Source organism: Actinomadura sp. NPDC023710 (genome assembly GCF_040639875.1).
Taxonomy (GTDB): domain Bacteria; phylum Actinomycetota; class Actinomycetes; order Streptosporangiales; family Streptosporangiaceae; genus Spirillospora; species Spirillospora citrea.
In genome coordinates, this window is record NZ_JBFAGB010000035.1 from 1 (window position 1) to 17,310 (window position 17,310).

The following is a 17,310-nucleotide window of genomic DNA, read 5'->3' on the forward strand; positions in this document are numbered from 1 at the left end:
AGGCACTGGCTTTTAACACGCTGTTGAGTTCTCAAGAAACGGACACCCACCGCGCCGGACCCCGCTCCCGCGGTCCCCGGCTCCGGGGCAACCCTGCTAACTTACCAGATCCATCTCCGGTGTCAAGCCGATCTGCGAAGATCTTTTTGACGAGTCGAAGGTGATCCAGTCCCCCACGCGACGACACGACCAAGTCGAAGACTCAGAAAGATCGTTCCGTGGGAGGCGCCCTGCGGGCCGGCCACCTTGCGGCGTCCTGCATCCCGTTGAAGGCTGTAAAGCCATCCTACATCGGTCCGAGCGATGCTCGAACCAGTTTCAGCGGCTTGCTTCCCCAGGGCTGGCCGCCTCTCGGCGTCCGCGTCCCCTTGGGGCGAGGAAGACATTAAGACGCCCCGCCGGGACCGTCAAATCGCGGGCCCGCATACCCGCCGCCACTTGTCACCCGTGCACACCTTCAGGCGCGCTGACCTCGCATTTCACGCACTACGTGCTTCGGGTCACAGTGGGGTACCGTGCCCTGACCACTCTCCCCCCGCGGTGGACCGTCTCACGGGGCGGGCGGTGGGCTCCCAGGGGTCGGTTGTCACCCGAGGTCTGGAGGAACGCCGTGAATGTGCCCGCCGCCGTCCGCGCTTCGGCGGAGCGTCTCGTGGTCGCCGCGACGATGGGGCCCACGGTCCATGACGTGCACGCCTGGCGGTTCAAGGTCGTCTCCGGCCTGATCGAGGTGCACGCGGACCCGGACAGGTATCGGCCGAGGCACGACCCGGCGGGGCGCGGCCTCCATCTCAGCAGCGGCGCCGCTTTGGTGAACCTGCGCCTGGCGGCCGCGCAACTCGGTCACGAGGCCGTCGTGCGGCTGCTCCCCGATCCCGGACGTCCATCCGTCCTCGCGTCGGTGCGCCTGGCCGGACGGCACCGCATCACCCGCGAGGAGCGGCTTCTCTACGCTGCGACGCTCCGGCCCTTCCGCGCCGGTCCACCGCCCGCGGGCGCCTGTCCTCCTTCACCCGTGGTCGACGAGCTGGCCGGGGAGGCGAGGCTGGAAGGAGCGACGCTTCGTCGGCTCCCCCAGGCGGCTCACTCGGCGGGGCAGCAGGCGGTGCTGACCACGCGAGGGGACTCCCCTGCCGAATGGCTTCGCGCGGGCCAGGCTCTCCAGCGTCTCCTGCTGTGCGCCTCGGCCCGCTCGCTCGCCGCGTCGTTCCTCTACGAGACGGTTGCCGTGCCGGGCGTCGAAGAGGTGACGGAGCCAGGCGAGACCCCCCAGGTGCTGCTGGAGATCACGCAGGCCGGGGACGCGCCTATTCCAGCCGCCGGTACGTGGACAGGACGAACGACAGCGGCGCGGACAGCGGCTCGGGCAGCCTTTCCAGCCGTTCCCTGAGACGCTCCGGCGGAACGTGGTGCGCGCTCGGCCCCATGCCGACGAGTGTGATCACCTCGCCGTGCGTCAGGACGGTCTCGGTTTCGAGCTCCTGGCGCGAGTCCAGCTTGAAGTAGCCGGAGAGCGCGGTGTCCATGCGCTCGGTCTTGGCCTTGTCGATCGAGAGCAGGCCGAGGGGCTCCACGAGCGTCCCGAGGTGCCGGGGCGACGGAGTCACCGTGAACAGCAGACCGTCGTCTCGCAGTACACGGTGGAACTCGGTCGCGTTGCGCGGGGCGAACACGTTGACGACGGTGTCGGCCGCGCCGTCGCGCAGCGGGAACGGGCGCCAGAGGTCCGCGACCACGGCGCCGCAGCGCGGATGCGCCTTCGCGGCGCGCCGGGCGGCGTGCTTGGAGATGTCCAGGGCGAGGCCGGCGGCGTCCGGCACTCGGTCGAGGATGCGGCTGAGGTAGTGCCCGGTTCCGGCGCCCGCGTCCATGACGAAGGCGGGGTCGGCACGAGAAACGTTCCAGGCGAGCCGGTCCGCGAGAGCCACGAAGTGGCCGGCCGTCAGGAACTCGTCTCTCGCGCGGACCATCTCCGGTGTGTCGGCCGTGCCCGGACGGGCATTGCCCGGCAGAAGATTCGCGTACCCCTGTCGCGCGATGTCGAAAGCATGCCCCCCAGAGCAGACCAGGCGGCGGTCGGCCAGTTCGAGGTCGGCTCCGCACACGGGGCACACCAGGTATCGGACGACATCGGCGAGCATCCGTCCATCATCGACCATGCCGGCGGGGGAAGGGGCGGCGCCGTCCGCTTCTTTGCCCTCTCGCCTCCCCGGCGCCCGCCGGGCGCCTCGTCCGCGCAACCTGGCAGGCGGCAGGTCAGGCCTTCGCGCGCCGGCGGACGTCCTCCATGTCGAGGCCGCGGACCTGCTCGATCACGTTCTCCAGCACCGACTCGGGCAGCGCGCCCGGCTCGGCGAACACGATCATCCCGTCGCGGATCGCCATCAGCGTCGGGATGGACCTGATGCCGAACCGCTCCGACAGCTCGGCCTCGGCGTCGGTGTCCACCTTGCCGAAGACGATGTCCTCGTGCTTGTCCGCCGACCGCTCGAACACGGGGGCGAACCTCTTGCACGGCCCGCACCACTCCGCCCAGAAGTCGACCAGCACGATGCCGTCGCCCTGAGCCAGCTCGTCGAAGTTCTCAGCGGTCAGTGTGACCGTCGCCATGTCGGTTTCTCCTCAGTCGGGGTATCACGACGTAGAGCGGCTTACGGCCTCGCAGTATTCCCCACCCGGGAATCACAGAGCGGTAATTGGCGTTGTCCTCCTAGGGAGATCGCACCGGAGAAGGGTCAGGATGGCTGGAACCCGTACCAAGGGCGACAGGGTCGAAGTCCCCGACAAGGATCTTGTCGGGGCGTACCTCGACCGGATCGGCCGTACTCCCCTGCTCGACGCGCAGGAGGAGGTCGATCTGGCCAAGGCGATCGAAGGGGGACTGTACGCCGAACAGCTGCTCGACGAGGGGAAGGTGCCCGAGGGGGCGTCCCGCGAGGAGCTGGCGGAGCTGGCCGCGGCGGGGCTGCGCGCGAAGCAGCGCTTCGTCGAGGCCAATCTGCGGCTGGTCGTCTCGATCGCCCGGAAGTACCCGACCGACTCGTTGCCCCTTATCGACCTCATCCAGGAGGGGAACCTGGGGCTGATGCGCGCGGTGGAGAAGTTCGACTACCGCCGCGGCTTCAAGTTCTCCACCTACGCCACCTGGTGGATCCGGCAGGCGATCGGCCGCGGGCTGAGCCATACCGCCCGCACGATCCGCCTCCCGGTCCACGTCGAGGAGGAGTTGTCGCGGCTGCGGCGTGCGGAGCGCCAGCTCAGCCGCGAGCTCGGCAGGGAACCTCTCCGGGAGGAGCTCGCGGGCGCCCTCGGCGCCGACGCCGAGCACGTCGACGAGCTGCTGCGCTGGCGGCGGGATCCGGCGAGCCTGGACGCGACCGTCGACGACGCCGGCGAGACGCCCATGGGCGACCTGCTGGAGGACCCGGACGCCGTCACGCCGGAGGCGGAGATCCTCGCGCTGGACGACATCGAGGGTCTCGGGCGGCTGCTGAACCGGCTTCCCGAGCGCGAGTCCGCGATCCTGCGGGCCCGGTTCGGGATGGACAGCGGGCAACCGCTGTCGTACGCGCAGATCGGCGCCCGGTACGGGCTGAGCCACAACCGGGTCCGGCAGATCACCGACCGTTCGCTGCGGCGGCTGCGGCAGCTGGCCGGCGAGACCGACCTGAGCGGCCGCCGGGCGCTCGTCGGCGGGCCCGGAAACGGGACCGCGCCGGAACCGGCCACCGCCGGGACCCGGGCGGCCTGAGCGGGCGCCTGACGCGGCGGTCCCGCCGCTTGGACGGCGACCGGGCGGCCCCGGAAACGGGGCCGCCCGTACGCTTTCGGGCCCCGCGAGGCCCCGCCGCGCGGGACTTTCCGTTCACGCAGGGCGGGCCGTGCCATAGCCTTTCAGGGTGAGTACTTCCACCGTCATCGGGGACCTCGACGCGTGGCGCGCCCTCCCCGCTCTCCAGCAGCCCGACTGGGACGACCCGGACGAGGTGGGCGACGTGACCGCCGAGCTGGCGGCCCAGCCACCGCTCGTCTTCGCCGGCGAATGCGACCAGTTGAAGGCGCAGCTCGCGGACGTCGCCCGCGGTGAGGCGTTCGTCCTGCAGGGCGGCGACTGCGCCGAGACGTTCGAAGGGTCGAACGCCGACGCGGTGAAGAACAAGCTGAAGACGCTGCTGCAGATGGCGGTCGTCCTCACCTACGCGGCGAGCGTCCCCGTCGTGAAGATCGGCCGGATGGCGGGCCAGTACGCCAAGCCGCGCTCCAAGCCCGTGGAGGCCCGCGGCGGCGTGGAGCTGGCCGCCTACCGGGGCGACGCGGTGAACGGGTTCGCCTTCGACGCCGCCTCGCGGCGCAACGACCCTCACCGCCTGCTCAAGGCCTACCACTGCTCGGCGGTGACGCTGAACCTGTGCCGGGCGTTCACCAAGGGCGGCTACGCCGATCTGCGCCAGGTGCACGCCTGGAACCAGGACTTCGTCGCGCAGAGCCCGGCCGGCCGCCGCTACGAGCAGCTGGCGGGCGAGATCGACCGGGCGCTGACGTTCATGAAGGCGTGCGGGGCGAACCCGGACGAGTTCCACGGGGTGGAGTTCTACTCCAGCCACGAGGCGCTGCTGCTGGAGTACGAGCGCGCGCTGACGCGCATCGACCACCTGAGCGGCCTGCCCTACGACGTCTCCGCGCACTTCCTGTGGATCGGTGAGCGGACCCGGCAGCTGGACGGCGCGCACGTCGAGTTCCTGCGCCACATCCGCAACCCGATCGGGGTGAAGCTCGGCCCCACGACCTCGGCCGACGACGCGCTGGCCCTGATGGAGCGGCTGAACCCCGCGCGCGAGCCCGGCCGGCTCACCTTCATCACCCGCATGGGCGCCGACCGCATCCGCGACACGCTGCCGCCGCTGATCGAGAAGGTGCACCAGAGCGGGGCCCCGGTCGCGTGGATCTGCGACCCCATGCACGGCAACACGTTCGAGGCGCCGAGCGGGCACAAGACCCGGCGGCTGGACGACGTGCTGGACGAGGTGGCCGGGTTCTTCGAGGTCCACCGGGCCCTAGGCACGCACCCGGGCGGCATCCACATCGAGTTCACCGGAGACGACGTGACCGAGTGCGTCGGCGGCGGCCAGGGGCTCGCCGAAGCCGACCTGCACCAGCGCTACGAGACGGCCTGCGACCCGCGGCTCAACCGGGGCCAGTCGCTGGACCTGGCCTTCATGGTCGCGGAGCTGTACCGCAAGTCCGTCTGATCAGCCCGACCTGACCGGTGCGCGCCCACCCGCCACGTGCGGTGGGCGCGCTGCCGGTCGGACCACGCGCGGGAGGCGCGTTCCAGACGGGACGCGTCTCAGATGTCGACCTCGGCCCAGACGACCTTGCCGCCGGTCACCGGGTCGGCGCCCCAGGAGTCGGCGAAGCGGTCGACGATGAACAGGCCGCGGTGCGACTCGTCCAGGGGGCCGGGGACGGTCAGCCGGGGCAGCTGGGCCGCGCGGTCGCGGACCTCGACGCGGACCCGGCCGCCGCCGCGCAGCAGCCGCAGCTCCAGGGCCGTCCCGGCGTGCCGGACGGCGTTGGCGACGAGCTCGGCCACGATGGCGGTGACGAGCTCCTCACGGTCCATGAGCGCCCAGGTGCGCATGGTGCGGGCCGCGAGTCGCCTCGCGTACTCGACCGCCTCGGTCTGGGGTGCCGCGCGCAGCGTGGTCTCGGTCATCGGGTCGGTCACTCCGCCCGCTCGCCGTTCTTCATCGTTTCCCTTCACCGCCCATCGGCCGATGCCTCCTCCGCCGGGCCCTCGATCAGGAAGCGGTCGAGGCCGGTCGTGCGCAGCACGTTCTCGACGCGGCCGTAGGCCCCGGTGACGGTGAGCGTGGCGTTCTGCGCACGCGCGTGCTTGTACGCGCGGACGAGGACGTTCAGGCCGGAGGAGTCACAGAAGTCGACCGCCGCGAGGTCGACGACGACCGACCGCTCGCCCGCGTCCACGAGCTCGGTCAGCCGAGCGCGCAGCTCGTCGGAGGAGTGCAGGTCTATCGAGCCGCGCGCGGCGATCGTCGCACGGCCGTCCTGTCGTGTCGTGTGCAAGGCAAGCCCCACGCCACCCCACCTTACCGATTGTTGGTCTCCATCATGACGCCCGCAGAACGATGAGGGCAACGTCGTCGTTCGACGGCTCCGGGCCGAAGTCGCGGACCGCGCGCTGGATGCGTGCCGCCACAGCGCCGGCGCTCAGTCCGGTGCAGTCGGCGAGAATCCGCTCCAGTCCGTGCCCGTCGCCGAGGAGCCGGTTGCCGGAGCGCCGCTCGGTGACGCCGTCGGTCACGCAGAGCAGGACCTCTCCGCGGCGCAGCTCCACGGTATCGATGTGGAACTCCACACCGTCGAAGACGCCCAGCAGCGGCTGGGGCGAGGCGGCCTCGCGAACGCCGCCCTCCGGGTCGAGCACCAGCGGGGGCGGGTGCCCCGCGCTCGTCAGCTTGATCGTCACGCCGTCGCGGCGCCGGCGGGCCGCGATCTCGCCGTGCAGCAGGGTGAGCAGCCGCCCGCGCTCGCCCTCGCCGAGGATGAGCCGGTTGAGGCGGGCGAGAACGGCCGGGACGGACAGGTCCTCGGCGGCGAGGATGCGCAGCGCGTGCCGGGCCAGGCCGGTGACGGCGGCGGCCTCGGGACCGGTGCCGCACACGTCGCCGATGGCGAACCGCCAGCGGGACGCGGGGGCCGGGCCCCCGGGCAGGCGGCCGCTCTCGAAGACGTCGTAGAAGTCGCCGCCGACCTCGCTGCCCTCCCCGGCGGGCTCGTAGACCACCGCCACCTCCAGGCCGGGGATCTCGGGGATGCCGGGCGGCAGCAGGCTGCGCTGCAGGGCGCTGCTCATGGCGGTCTGGGCGGAGAACAGGCGCGCGTTGTCGACGGCGAGGGCGGCGCGGCGGCTCAGCTCCTCGGCCAGCTCGATCGCGCTGCGCGGGAAGCGGTCGCCGGCCGGACGGCCGATCACGATGGTGCCGATGCGCCGGCCGCGGGCGATCAGCGGGAAGGCGTAGACCTGGTCGGTCGCGGTGTCGCCGACGGCGACCCGGACCTCCTCGGCCGCGGTGGCGAGCCCGTTCCAGGTCCCGGAGGCGTCGGTGGGCGGGGCCGCGCCCGCGTGTTCGAGCAGCTCGCGCAGGCCGTCGGAGCGGTCCTCGTCGGCGTGCCACACGTAGGCGAGCCGGTCGGGCTCGGCCTCGGTGACGGTGTAGACGGCGCACCAGGTGGCCAGGCGCGGCACGACGAGCTGGGCGACCAGCGCCATCGTGCGCTCCTGGTCGAGGGTGCCGGCGAGCAGGTCGCTGGCCTCGGCGACGAAGCTGAGCCAGCCGCGCCAGGATCGTTCCAACTCGCCCACCCTGGCCTTCTCCAGGGAGAGCGACATCTCGTCGGCGAGCCGGCCGAGCCGGGCGCCGTCGGAGTCGTCGAAGCGGCCGGGCAGGGACGAGACGGCCACGATGAGGCCTGTCAGGCGGCCCTGGGACTCCAGCGGCGCGGCGGCCAGCGAGGAGGCCCGCAGCGCCGCAGCGGTCGGGTCGGAGGCGTCCGCGGCGACCCAGGCGGAGCCGGCGCGGGCGTCGGGGGTGAGGGAGGCGACCGAAAGCTCGCCGAGCGGCATCTCGGCGGCCGTCCCGGCGGCCGATCCCATGATCAGCCGCCCGTCGCGCTCGGTCAGCAGGACGGCGGCGCCCTCGGCGCCGAGGACCTCCCGGGCGGTGACGACGCCGTCCTCCATGGCCTCCACGGCCGCCGGGGAGCGCAGGAGCCGGTCGCCGGCCACGGGCATCTCGCTCGCGCCGCCGGCCAGCCGGTCCTCCCGGGCCTGACCGGCGGCGCCCTCGCTCACCGGCTCGGCCGCGTCGCGGGCGCCGCGCTCGCGGACGGCGTACTCGTCCCGCGCGGCGGTGTCGGCGGTGAAGGCGCCCTCGGCGGCCGCGCCGTCGGCCGGCGTCGCGGCGCCGGTGGCGCCGGGCCGGGGCAGCCGGAACCAGACGCCCTTGGTGCGGCGGTCGTAGGAGACGCCCCAGGATTCGGCGAGGCGGGCGATCGACGGGAGCCCGCGCCCGCTCGAGGCGGTGACGCCCGGCATCTCGATGCCCCGGGTGGGGTGGCGGTCGCGGACCTCGATCTCGACGTCGCCGCCCGCCAGGCGGCAGGAGACCTCGAACGAGGTCCCGGCGTAGGCGATCGCGTTGGTGGCGAGCTCGCTCGTCGCGAGGACGGCGTCGTCGGCCACCTCGTCCATGCCCCAGTCGGCCAGCACCTTGCGGACGAATCGGCGCGCGTCCGCCACCGCCGCCGCGGCGGACGGGAAGGTGGCCGTCGCCGTCTGCCGATCCAACTGTCGTCCCTCGTTCGAAGCGTTCTCTACCCGGGCCTGGCTATCGTGACAGACTGGTCGGCCGCCCGGCACCGAGAGCCGCGAACCCGCCCGGGAATGCGTCCGGCCTGGGCCTTCACGACCCCGCCACAACACGACAGACCGTAACACGAAGGCTACGAGGGCGGACGCGCGGCCGAACCCGCCCGAACGCCGGAAGCTCGCGGAGGAAAGTCCGGCGCCGCGCGGCGACGTAGAGTACAGATGCGGCCGATGAGGCCCCCAGAGCAGCCAGGAGTCCGTGGTATCCGGATAACCGACGAATCGCGGGCCAGGAGGATGAAGAGCATGCCGCGTACCGCGTCACGTGCCCGCCCGAGCGGCGGGTACCGCGACACCACCCCGCGTTACAGCGACGCGGACCTCGAACCGCTCCTGAAGGCGCTGGTCGCCGTGCGGGACGGCAAGGCGAGGTCGGAGCTGGACGTGCCGGGCGAGGGCGCCGTGGCGGAGGCCGCGGCCGTCCTGGAGGAGATCCGGGAGAACGGCATGGAGCTGGCCTCGGGCCTGAGCCGTGTCCGGAGGGAGATCGGCCGGGAGGGGCAGCTGCGGGGACGCCTGACGCCGGGGACGCTGCGGGGCACCTGGGCGGGCGCGGTGGAGGACGCCAACGCGATCATCGACAAGCTCACCGACCTCGCCACCGGGATGAGCCAGGTGGTGGAGGCGGTGGCCGCCGGGGACCTGAGCCAGCGGGTGGAGCTGCGGGTACGCGGCAGGCCGATGCGCGGGGAGCTGCTGCGCATGGCCAAGTCGGTCAACGGCATGGTCGAGCTGCTCGACCAGTTCACCTGGGAGGTCACCCAGTTCGCCCGCGAGGTCGGCACCGAGGGGCGGCTCGGCGGGCAGGCGCCGGCGCGCGGCATGACCGGCCGCTGGCGGGACGTGACCGCGTCGGTGAACGTGATGGCGTCGCGGCTGACCTCACAGGTCCGCGACATCGCGGAGGTCACCACGGCGGTGGCCCGCGGCGACCTGACCCGCAAGGTCACGGTGGAGGCGACCGGGGAGCTGCAGGAGCTGAAGCTCACCGTGAACACGATGGTCGACCAGCTGTCGGCGTTCGCCGGCGAGGTCACCCGCGTGGCCCGCGAGGTCGGCACGGAGGGTCAGCTGGGCGGCCAGGCGAACGTGCCGGGCGTCAGCGGCGTCTGGAAGAACCTGACCGACAACGTCAACGCGATGGCGAACAACCTGACCTACCAGGTCCGCAACATCGCGCAGGTCACCACCGCCGTCGCCGAGGGCGACCTCGGCAAGAAGATCACGGTCGACGCGCAGGGCGAGATCCTGCAGCTCAAGAACACCGTCAACACGATGGTCGACACGCTGTCGGCGTTCGCCGACGAGGTCACCCGGGTCGCCCGGGAGGTCGGCACCGAGGGGCGGCTCGGCGGCCAGGCCCGGGTGCCCGGCGTGAGCGGCGTGTGGAAGGACCTGACCAACAACGTCAACGGCATGGCGTCCAACCTGACCTACCAGGTGCGCAACATCGCGCAGGTCACCACGGCCGTCGCCGAGGGCGACCTCGGCAAGAAGATCACGGTCGACGCGCAGGGCGAGATCCTGGAGCTCAAGGACACCGTGAACGCGATGGTCGACACCCTGTCGGCGTTCGCGTCCGAGGTCACCCGCGTGGCGCGGGAGGTCGGCACCGAGGGGCGGCTCGGCGGCCAGGCGATCGTGCCCGGCGCGGGCGGGGTCTGGCTCGACCTGACCGACAACGTCAACTCGATGGCGAACAACCTCACCAACCAGGTGCGCGGGATCGCGCAGGTCACCACGGCGGTGGCGCAGGGCGACCTGACCCGCAAGATCGAGGTCGACGCGCAGGGCGAGATCCTGCAGCTCAAGACCACGCTCAACACCATGGTCGACACGCTGTCGGCGTTCGCCGACGAGGTCAGCCGCGTCGCCCGCGAGGTCGGCACCGAGGGACGGCTCGGCGGCCAGGCCCGGGTGCCCGGCGCGGGCGGCATGTGGAAGGACCTGACCGACAACGTCAACGGGATGGCGTCCAACCTGACCTACCAGGTCCGCAACATCGCGCAGGTCGCGACCGCGGTCGCGCACGGCGATCTGACGCGGCGCATCGACGTGGACGCCCAGGGCGAGATCCTGGAGCTGAAGACCACGCTGAACACGATGGTGGACACGCTGTCGTCGTTCGCGTCCGAGGTCACCCGCGTGGCGCGGGAGGTCGGCATCGAGGGCCGTCTCGGCGGCCAGGCCGAGGTCGAGGGCGTCTCGGGCACCTGGAAGCGGCTCACCGAGAGCGTCAACGAGCTGGCCGGCAACCTGACCACCCAGGTCCGCGCGATCGGGGAGGTCGCGAGCGCGGTCGCCACCGGCGACCTGACCCGGACGATCACCGTGGAGGCGCGCGGCGAGGTCGCAGAGCTGAGCGACAACGTGAACCTGATGGTCGCGACGCTGCGCGAGACGACCCGCGCCAACGAGGAGCAGGACTGGCTCAAGACCAACCTGGCGCGGATCGGCGGGCTCATGCAGGGTCACCGCGACCTCCAGCAGGTCGCCGACCTGATCATGCGTGAGCTGACGCCGACCGCCAGCGCCCAGTACGGCGCGTTCTACCTGGCCGAGATCGCGGGCGAGGAGCCCGACCTCGCGCTGATCGCCGGGTACGGGACGCGGCGGCACCGCGGGGGGCCCGTCCGGTTCGGGCTGGGCGAGGGCCTCGTCGGGCAGGCGGCGCAGGAGCGCCGTGCGCTGCTGATCGCCGACGCCCCGGCCGACTACGTCAAGATCGGGTCGGGTCTCGGCGAGGCGTCCCCGGTCAACATCATCGTGCTGCCGATCGTGTTCGAGGACGAGGTGCTCGGCGCGATCGAGCTCGCCTCGTTCGGCCGGTTCACCGACGTCCACCTGGCGTTCTTCAGCCAGTTGATCGAGACGATCGGGGTCACGCTCAACGCGATCCGGGCCAACACCCGCACCGAGGCGCTGCTCGGCGAGTCGCAGCGGCTCGCGCAGGAGCTGCAGGAGCGCTCGGACGAGCTGCAGCGCCAGCAGGGCGAGCTGCGGCACTCCAACACCGAGCTGGAGGAGAAGGCGGCGCTGCTGGCCCAGCAGAACCGCGCGATCGAGATCCAGAACTTCCAGATCGAGCAGGCCAGGCGGACGCTGGAGGAGCGCGCCGAGCAGCTGGCGATCTCCTCGCGGTACAAGTCGGAGTTCCTGGCGAACATGTCGCACGAGCTGCGCACCCCGCTGAACAGCCTGCTGGTGCTGGCCAAGCTGCTGTCGGAGAACCAGGACGGCAACCTCACCGACAAGCAGGTGGAGTTCGCCCGGACGATCCACGAGTCCGGCACCGACCTGCTGGAGCTGATCAACGACATCCTGGACCTGGCGAAGGTCGAGGCCGGGAAGATGGAGGCGCATCCGCAGCGGCTCTCGGTGTCGGCGCTGGTCGACTACGTGGACGCCACGTTCCGCCCGCTGTCGGTCGACAAGGGCCTGCAGTTCGGGGTGGAGGTCGCGCCGGACGTCCCGGCCACGTTCAACACCGACGAGCAGCGGCTGCAGCAGGTGCTGCGGAACCTGCTGTCGAACGCGGTGAAGTTCACCGCCGAGGGCGAGGTGCGGCTGCTGATCGAGCGGGCCGGCGACATCGACTTCACGCTGCCCGCGCTGTGGAACACCCCCGACGTGATCGCGTTCCGGGTGATCGACACCGGGATCGGGGTGAGCGCCGACAAGCTCCAGGAGATCTTCGAGCCGTTCCAGCAGGCCGACGGGACCACGAGCCGCCGCTACGGCGGCACCGGGCTCGGCCTGTCGATCAGCCGGAACATCGCGCGCCTGCTGGGCGGGGAGATCCACGCCGAGAGCCAGCCGGGCCGCGGCAGTGTGTTCACGCTCTACCTGCCCGCCCAGTACAGCGATCGCGACGACCGGCGCCGCTCGACGCTGCCGGACGACGCGGTCGTCGCGGGCGCGGAGACGGCCCCCGGGGTGGTCTCCGGTGCCCCGCACGGGAACCGCGGCGTCGGCGGGGCCGCCGCGGAGGGCGCGCTGCCGGTGGAGCAGCGCCGGCTCGGCGGGGAGCGCCCCGGCAAGTCCGACCAGGCGCTGAACGGGATGCTGCGGGAGCCGCCCACGGACTTCCTCGACACGGTCCTGTCGGGCCGCAAGGTCCTGATCGTCGACGACGACGTGCGGAACGTGTTCGCGCTCACCAGCGTCCTGGAGGGCTACGGCATGGAGGTCCTCTACGCCGAGGACGGGCAGGCCGGGATCGACGTCCTGCACCACAACCCCGACGTGGCGGTCGTGCTGATGGACATCATGATGCCGGGCCTGGACGGCTACGCCACCACGGCCGCGATCAGGGAGATGCCGCAGTTCGCCGAGTTGCCGATCATCGTCATCACGGCCAAGGTGATGAAGGAGGACCGGGAGAAGAGCCTTGCCTCGGGCGCGTCGGACTATGTGCCGAAGCCCGTGGACGTGGACCATCTCCTTGATGTCATGAGGAACTGGCTGCAGCCCTCCATCGTCCGCTGAGGAGAGGAGCCGGACAGTAGGGTCGCCGTGGGGTGCGGCGCTGGCGGGGACCGGGATCGGAGAGACGCGCGTGGACGACAAGGCCAAGATCCTGCTCGTGGACGACCGCGAGGAGAACCTGATCGCGCTGGAGGCCATCCTCAGCTCGCTCGATCAGGACCTGGTCCGGGCGCGGTCCGGTGAGGACGCGCTGAAGGCGCTGCTCACCGAGGAGTACGCGGTCATCCTGCTGGACGTCGTCATGCCGGGCATGGACGGGTTCGAGACGGCCCGCGACATCAAGCGCCGCAAGAAGACCCGCGACCTGCCGATCATCTTCCTCACGGCGGTGAACAGCGACCCCGACTACGCCTTCCGCGGCTACGCGGCGGGCGCGGTCGACTTCATCTCCAAGCCGTTCGACCCGTGGGTGCTGCGGGCCAAGGTCTCGGTGTTCGTGGAGCTGCACAACAAGAACAAGCAGCTCCGCGACCAGACGGCGCTCCTGCGCGAGCAGGCGGCCCTGCTGAGGGAGCAGACGGCCCTGCTGAAGGCGCGGCCCGCGGAGGCGCCGCAGGAGGCGCCCGGCGACCGTTCCGCGGGCGACCGCCTGGCCTCGGTGGAGGAGCAGGCGGAGGTGCTCGGCAAGCATGTGCCGGGCACGCTGCGCGACGAGTACGAGGAGCTCGGCCGCAGGATCCTGCTCCTGCGCGAGGCGCTCGACGGGCAGGCGCCCGCCCCGGACTGACCGCTTCGCGGCGCCCGGGCGGGCGGCTAGGCGCCGGCCTCCAGCCGGGCGCGGGCGGCGGCGATGCGGGCGAGGGTGCGGTCGCGGCCCAGGATCTCCAGCGACTCGAACAGCGGCAGCCCCACCGTGCGGCCGGTGACGGCGACGCGGACGGGCGCCTGGGTCTTGCCGAGCTTGAGCCCGTGCTCGGCGCCGACCCGCTCCAGTCGGTCCTTCAGTTCGGCGGCGTTCCACGGCGCGTCCCGGTAGGCGGCCTCGGCGGCGGTGAGGATCGCGGCGGCGGGCTCCTTCATCGCCTTGTTCCAGGACGGTTCGTCGGACGGCGGCTCGTCCAGGAACGCGAAGTCGATCATTTGGACGATCTCCGACAGCAGCGCGACGCGGGTCTGCGCGAGCGGCGCCAGCTCGGCGAACACCGCGACGTCGACGTCGAAGGGCGCCTCCTGCAGGAACGGCAGGCACTCGGCGATGAACTTCTCGGGGGGCAGGGCCCGGAGGTACTCGCCGTTGATCGCGCGAAGCTTCTTGACGTCGAAGAACGCGGGCGAGGTGTTGACGTCCTCGATGCGGAACTCCTCGACCATCACGTCCCAGGGGACGATCTCGCGGTCGTCGGACGGCGCCCAGCCGAGGAGCATCAGGTAGTTGCGCATGGCCTCGGCGAGGTAGCCCTCGGCGCGGTAGTCCTCCAGGGCGACCTTGTCGCGGCGCTTGGACAGCTTCTGCCGCTTCTCGTTGACGATGACGGGCACGTGCGCCCACACCGGCGGCTCCGCGCCGAGCGCCTCCCACAGCAGCTGCTGCTTGGGCGCGTTGGACAGGTGCTCCTCGCCGCGCACCACGTGGGTGATGCCCTGGCTCATGTCGTCGACCGCGTTGGCCAGGAGGAACGTGACCGACCCGTCGGCGCGGGCGATGACGAAGTCCTCCAGGACGGCGTTCTCGAAGACGGGCTTGCCGCGCAGCAGGTCGACGACGGTGGTCTGTCCCTCGTCCGGGGTGCGGAAGCGGAGGGCGCGCCCGGGGCCCTTCTCCAGGCCGCGGTCGCGGCAGAAGCCGTCGTAGCCCTTGTGCTGGTCGCCGGTCCGGGCCACCACGGCCTCGCGGGAGCAGTCGCAGTAGTAGGCGCGGCCTGCGTCCTTCAGCGTGTGGACGGCCTCGGCGTGCTTGTCGGCGTTGGCGGACTGGAAGTAGGGGCCCTCGTACTGCCCGCCGTCCATCCCGAGCCACGCCAGGGCGCGGATGATGCCCTCGGTCCATTCGGGGCTGTTGCGCGAGGCGTCGGTGTCCTCGATCCGCAGCACGAGCGTCCCGCCCGACTGTGCGGCCATCGCCCAGTTGAACAGCGCCGAGCGGGCGCCGCCGACATGGAACATGCCGGTCGGTGACGGGGCGAAACGTACGCGGATCGAAGAGGTCGAAGACATGCCCCCAGCGTAGGGCGCACGGGGCCCCGCTCGCGCCGGGTTTGTTCAGGGCTTCCAGCGGGGATCGCGGCCGGACGCCCCGAGGAGGCGGTCGAGCAGCGGCGCGTCCTCGGGCACGGCGACCTCGGGACCGAGCACGCCGTACTGTCGGCTGATCTCGGCCGTGGAGACGACCTGCTCCCAGGCGGCCCGGAGCACCGGGTCCGGGAAGGCGGGCTCGCCGCCGGTGGCGACGGCGAGGTCCCAGCCGTGCAGGACGCACTCGCCGAGCACGATCCCGGCGATGAATCCGGCGGGCATGCCCTCCTTGTTCGCGGTGAGGCTGGTCCTCCCCTCCCAGGCGGCCGGGTCCTGCCATGCCTCGGCGGTCCGGCGGGCCTGTTCCGCGAAGCGCTCGGCCCAGCCGGGCTCTGCGGTGAAGTCGTGGTCCTCCCCCGGCCCCGCGGGCGGCACCCTGCGCGCGGCGCTCTCGCCCCGCGCGCTCCAGAAGATCAGATGATTGACCAGGGCCCGGACGTCCCAGTCCGGGCACGGCGTGGGCGCGTCCATCTTCTCCTCGGGAGCCTCCAGGACGATCCGCGCCGCTGCCTCCGCCGCGGGTGTCATCTGGCTCCGGACATCCATAATCGTTTCCTCGCTCATCCGTTCGAACACACCTGCACGCTAGAACGGGCCCGCGGGGCCGGTCTTGAACAAACGCGACACCGATTAGCCTGAGCCGGTGGAGCGATCCCTACCCGGCGGGACGCGGGGCATCCTGCATGCGCGTACGGGGCTGGAACGGTTCCGGATCGAGCGGCTGGAACCGCCCGCCGTCCTCGCCCCGTTCGTCGCGAACTTCTGGGTGCTGCGCTGGGACCTGCGGGGACGGCCGCCGCACCGCCAGCGGGTCCTCACGCGCCCGTCGGTCCACATGACGTTCACCAGCTACCTGACCACCGGGACGACGCGGGCCCGGATCGCGGGCGTCGTGCGGGACGACTTCGTCGAGGAGATCCACGGCGAGGGGCGCGTGGTGGGGGCCGCCTTCCAGCCGGGCGGGTTCAGGCCGTTCATGGACGCGCCCGTGTCCGCGCTGACCGGCCGGTTCCCGGGAGTGGACGAGGTCTTCGGCGACGAGGGCCTGACGCTCGCCGGGGAGGTCTTCGCGACCGCCGACGCGCACGAGGCGATCGGGCGGCTCGCGGCGTTCCTGACCGGCCGGGACCCCGAACCCGACCCGTCCGCGGTCAAGGCGGCCGCGGTCGTCGAGCGGATCGCGTCGTGGCCGGGCCTGGTGCGCGTCGACGAGCTGGCCGCGGACGTCGGGCTGAGCGCGCGCAGCCTGCAACGCCTGTTCCACGAGTACGTGGGCATCGGCCCGAAGTGGGTGATCCGGCGGTTCCGCATGCAGGAGGCCGCCGAGCGGGCGGCGTCCGGAACGGGGGTCGACTGGGCGCAGCTGGCGGCCGAGCTCGGCTATGCCGACCAGGCGCACTTCACCCGCGACTTCACCGCCGCCGTGGGGACCTCGCCCGGGCGCTACGCGCGGGAGGCGGAACAGGACGCGGAGGCGGGACCTGGCAGGATCGACGGATGAGCGCCCCCTCCTCCGGCCCCTTCGACGACCTCGCCGCGTTCCGGGCGCTGGCCGCCGGACGGCTCGGCTCGTTCGAGCACACGACCGTCCCTGACGCGCCCGGCCTGCGCCGTGCCGGGGTCGTGCTGTGCGCGGTCGAGCACGACGGCGTTCCCTCGTTGATCGTCATCAAGCGCGCCTACCGGGGCCGGAACGCGGGCCAGTGGGGGCTGCCGGGCGGCGGCATGGAGGACGGCGAGTCCCCCGAGCAGGCGGCGCTGCGCGAGCTGCACGAGGAGATCGGCCTGACCGCGGGTCCCGCCGACGTCCTCGGCAGGCTCGACGACTTCCCCGCCACCTCGGGCTTCGCGATCACGCCCGTCGTGGTGGTGCTGGACGACCCGGGCCCCCTCGCGCCGAGCCCGGACGAGGTCCACTCCGTCCACCACACGAGCCTGCGCAGACTCGCCGCCGACGACACCCCGGTGTGGGTCCCGCAGCCGGGCGGAGGGCGCCTCCTGCAGATGTGGCTCGGTCCCGAGTGGCGCGTCCACGCTCCGACCGGCGCGATGCTGTGGCAGTTCCGCGAGGTGGTGCTGCTGGGCCGGTCCGCCAGGGTCGCCGACTTCGCCCAGCCCGACTGGACGCGCCACTGAGC

The 17,310-nt window shown here is 72.1% G+C and carries 14 protein-coding genes; 7 read left to right on the forward strand and 7 right to left on the reverse strand.

The genetic code is table 11. From position 1 onward, the window contains the following. The first annotated feature begins 610 nt into the window (after positions 1-610). Complete coding sequence (locus tag AB0H37_RS32830; RefSeq protein ID WP_360616754.1) at positions 611-1,390, forward strand: hypothetical protein; 780 nt, start codon at positions 611-613, stop codon at positions 1,388-1,390. Here AB0H37_RS32830 and AB0H37_RS32835 read toward each other — a convergent pair. Continuing rightward, the gene (locus AB0H37_RS32835) at positions 1,308-2,141 is read right to left on the reverse strand and encodes a putative RNA methyltransferase (protein ID WP_360616755.1); all 834 of its coding nucleotides are present in this window, start codon (positions 2,139-2,141) and stop codon (positions 1,308-1,310) included. The two genes, AB0H37_RS32830 and AB0H37_RS32835, sit on opposite strands and share 83 nt — an antisense overlap. Before the next feature lie 115 nt (positions 2,142-2,256). Beyond that, positions 2,257-2,610 (reverse strand): thioredoxin, encoded by a 354-nt coding sequence (trxA, locus tag AB0H37_RS32840; protein ID WP_179834417.1) that lies wholly within the window; start codon positions 2,608-2,610, stop codon positions 2,257-2,259. A gap of 130 nt (positions 2,611-2,740) precedes the next feature. Between trxA and AB0H37_RS32845 the strand changes: the two genes are divergently transcribed. Both AB0H37_RS32845 and AB0H37_RS32850 read left to right on the forward strand, forming a co-directional pair. Then, positions 2,741-3,751, forward strand: a complete 1,011-nt coding sequence (locus AB0H37_RS32845) for a sigma-70 family RNA polymerase sigma factor (protein WP_329091767.1) — start codon at positions 2,741-2,743, stop codon at positions 3,749-3,751. A 148-nt stretch (positions 3,752-3,899) separates the two neighbouring features. Beyond that, entirely contained in the window at positions 3,900-5,249 is a 1,350-nt protein-coding gene (locus tag AB0H37_RS32850) for a class II 3-deoxy-7-phosphoheptulonate synthase (RefSeq protein WP_360616756.1), read from the forward strand. A gap of 98 nt (positions 5,250-5,347) precedes the next feature. Here the strand turns inward: AB0H37_RS32850 and AB0H37_RS32855 are convergent, their stop codons facing one another. From AB0H37_RS32855 to AB0H37_RS32865, 3 genes are read right to left on the reverse strand one after another with little or no spacing between them, the layout of a single operon-like run. Continuing rightward, positions 5,348-5,716: an ATP-binding protein gene (locus tag AB0H37_RS32855; protein ID WP_218935119.1), complete on the reverse strand. Its 369-nt coding sequence runs from the start codon at positions 5,714-5,716 to the stop codon at positions 5,348-5,350. Between the two features lie 44 nt (positions 5,717-5,760). Further along, positions 5,761-6,099, reverse strand: coding sequence for an STAS domain-containing protein (locus AB0H37_RS32860; RefSeq protein WP_089316547.1), 339 nt, complete (start codon positions 6,097-6,099; stop codon positions 5,761-5,763). A 31-nt stretch (positions 6,100-6,130) separates the two neighbouring features. Next, positions 6,131-8,371 (reverse strand): SpoIIE family protein phosphatase, encoded by a 2,241-nt coding sequence (locus tag AB0H37_RS32865; protein ID WP_360616757.1) that lies wholly within the window; start codon positions 8,369-8,371, stop codon positions 6,131-6,133. A 327-nt stretch (positions 8,372-8,698) separates the two neighbouring features. Here AB0H37_RS32865 and AB0H37_RS32870 point away from each other — a divergent pair, with 327 nt between their 5' ends. Together AB0H37_RS32870 and AB0H37_RS32875 are read left to right on the forward strand one after the other, a co-directional pair. Further along, positions 8,699-12,940, forward strand: a complete 4,242-nt coding sequence (locus AB0H37_RS32870) for a HAMP domain-containing protein (protein ID WP_329091771.1) — start codon at positions 8,699-8,701, stop codon at positions 12,938-12,940. Between the two features lie 70 nt (positions 12,941-13,010). Then, positions 13,011-13,667 carry a response regulator gene (locus AB0H37_RS32875; protein ID WP_329091773.1) on the forward strand — a complete coding sequence of 219 codons (657 nt, stop codon included), beginning with the start codon at positions 13,011-13,013 and terminating at the stop codon, positions 13,665-13,667. 26 nt (positions 13,668-13,693) lie between these two features. Here the strand turns inward: AB0H37_RS32875 and gltX are convergent, their stop codons facing one another. Continuing rightward, a complete protein-coding gene (gltX, locus tag AB0H37_RS32880) occupies positions 13,694-15,094 on the reverse strand; it encodes a glutamate--tRNA ligase (protein ID WP_179834412.1) in 1,401 nt (466 codons plus the stop codon). A gap of 45 nt (positions 15,095-15,139) precedes the next feature. Further along, a complete protein-coding gene (locus AB0H37_RS32885; RefSeq protein ID WP_329091775.1) occupies positions 15,140-15,700 on the reverse strand; it encodes a TIGR03086 family metal-binding protein in 561 nt (186 codons plus the stop codon). A gap of 115 nt (positions 15,701-15,815) precedes the next feature. Here AB0H37_RS32885 and AB0H37_RS32890 point away from each other — a divergent pair, with 115 nt between their 5' ends. Both AB0H37_RS32890 and AB0H37_RS32895 read left to right on the forward strand, forming a co-directional pair. Then, entirely contained in the window at positions 15,816-16,673 is an 858-nt protein-coding gene (locus tag AB0H37_RS32890) for a helix-turn-helix domain-containing protein (protein WP_329091777.1), read from the forward strand. Continuing rightward, positions 16,670-17,308, forward strand: a complete 639-nt coding sequence (locus tag AB0H37_RS32895) for a CoA pyrophosphatase (RefSeq protein WP_329091779.1) — start codon at positions 16,670-16,672, stop codon at positions 17,306-17,308. The genes AB0H37_RS32890 and AB0H37_RS32895 overlap by 4 nt, the downstream gene beginning before the upstream one ends. The last annotated feature ends 2 nt before the right edge of the window (positions 17,309-17,310 follow it).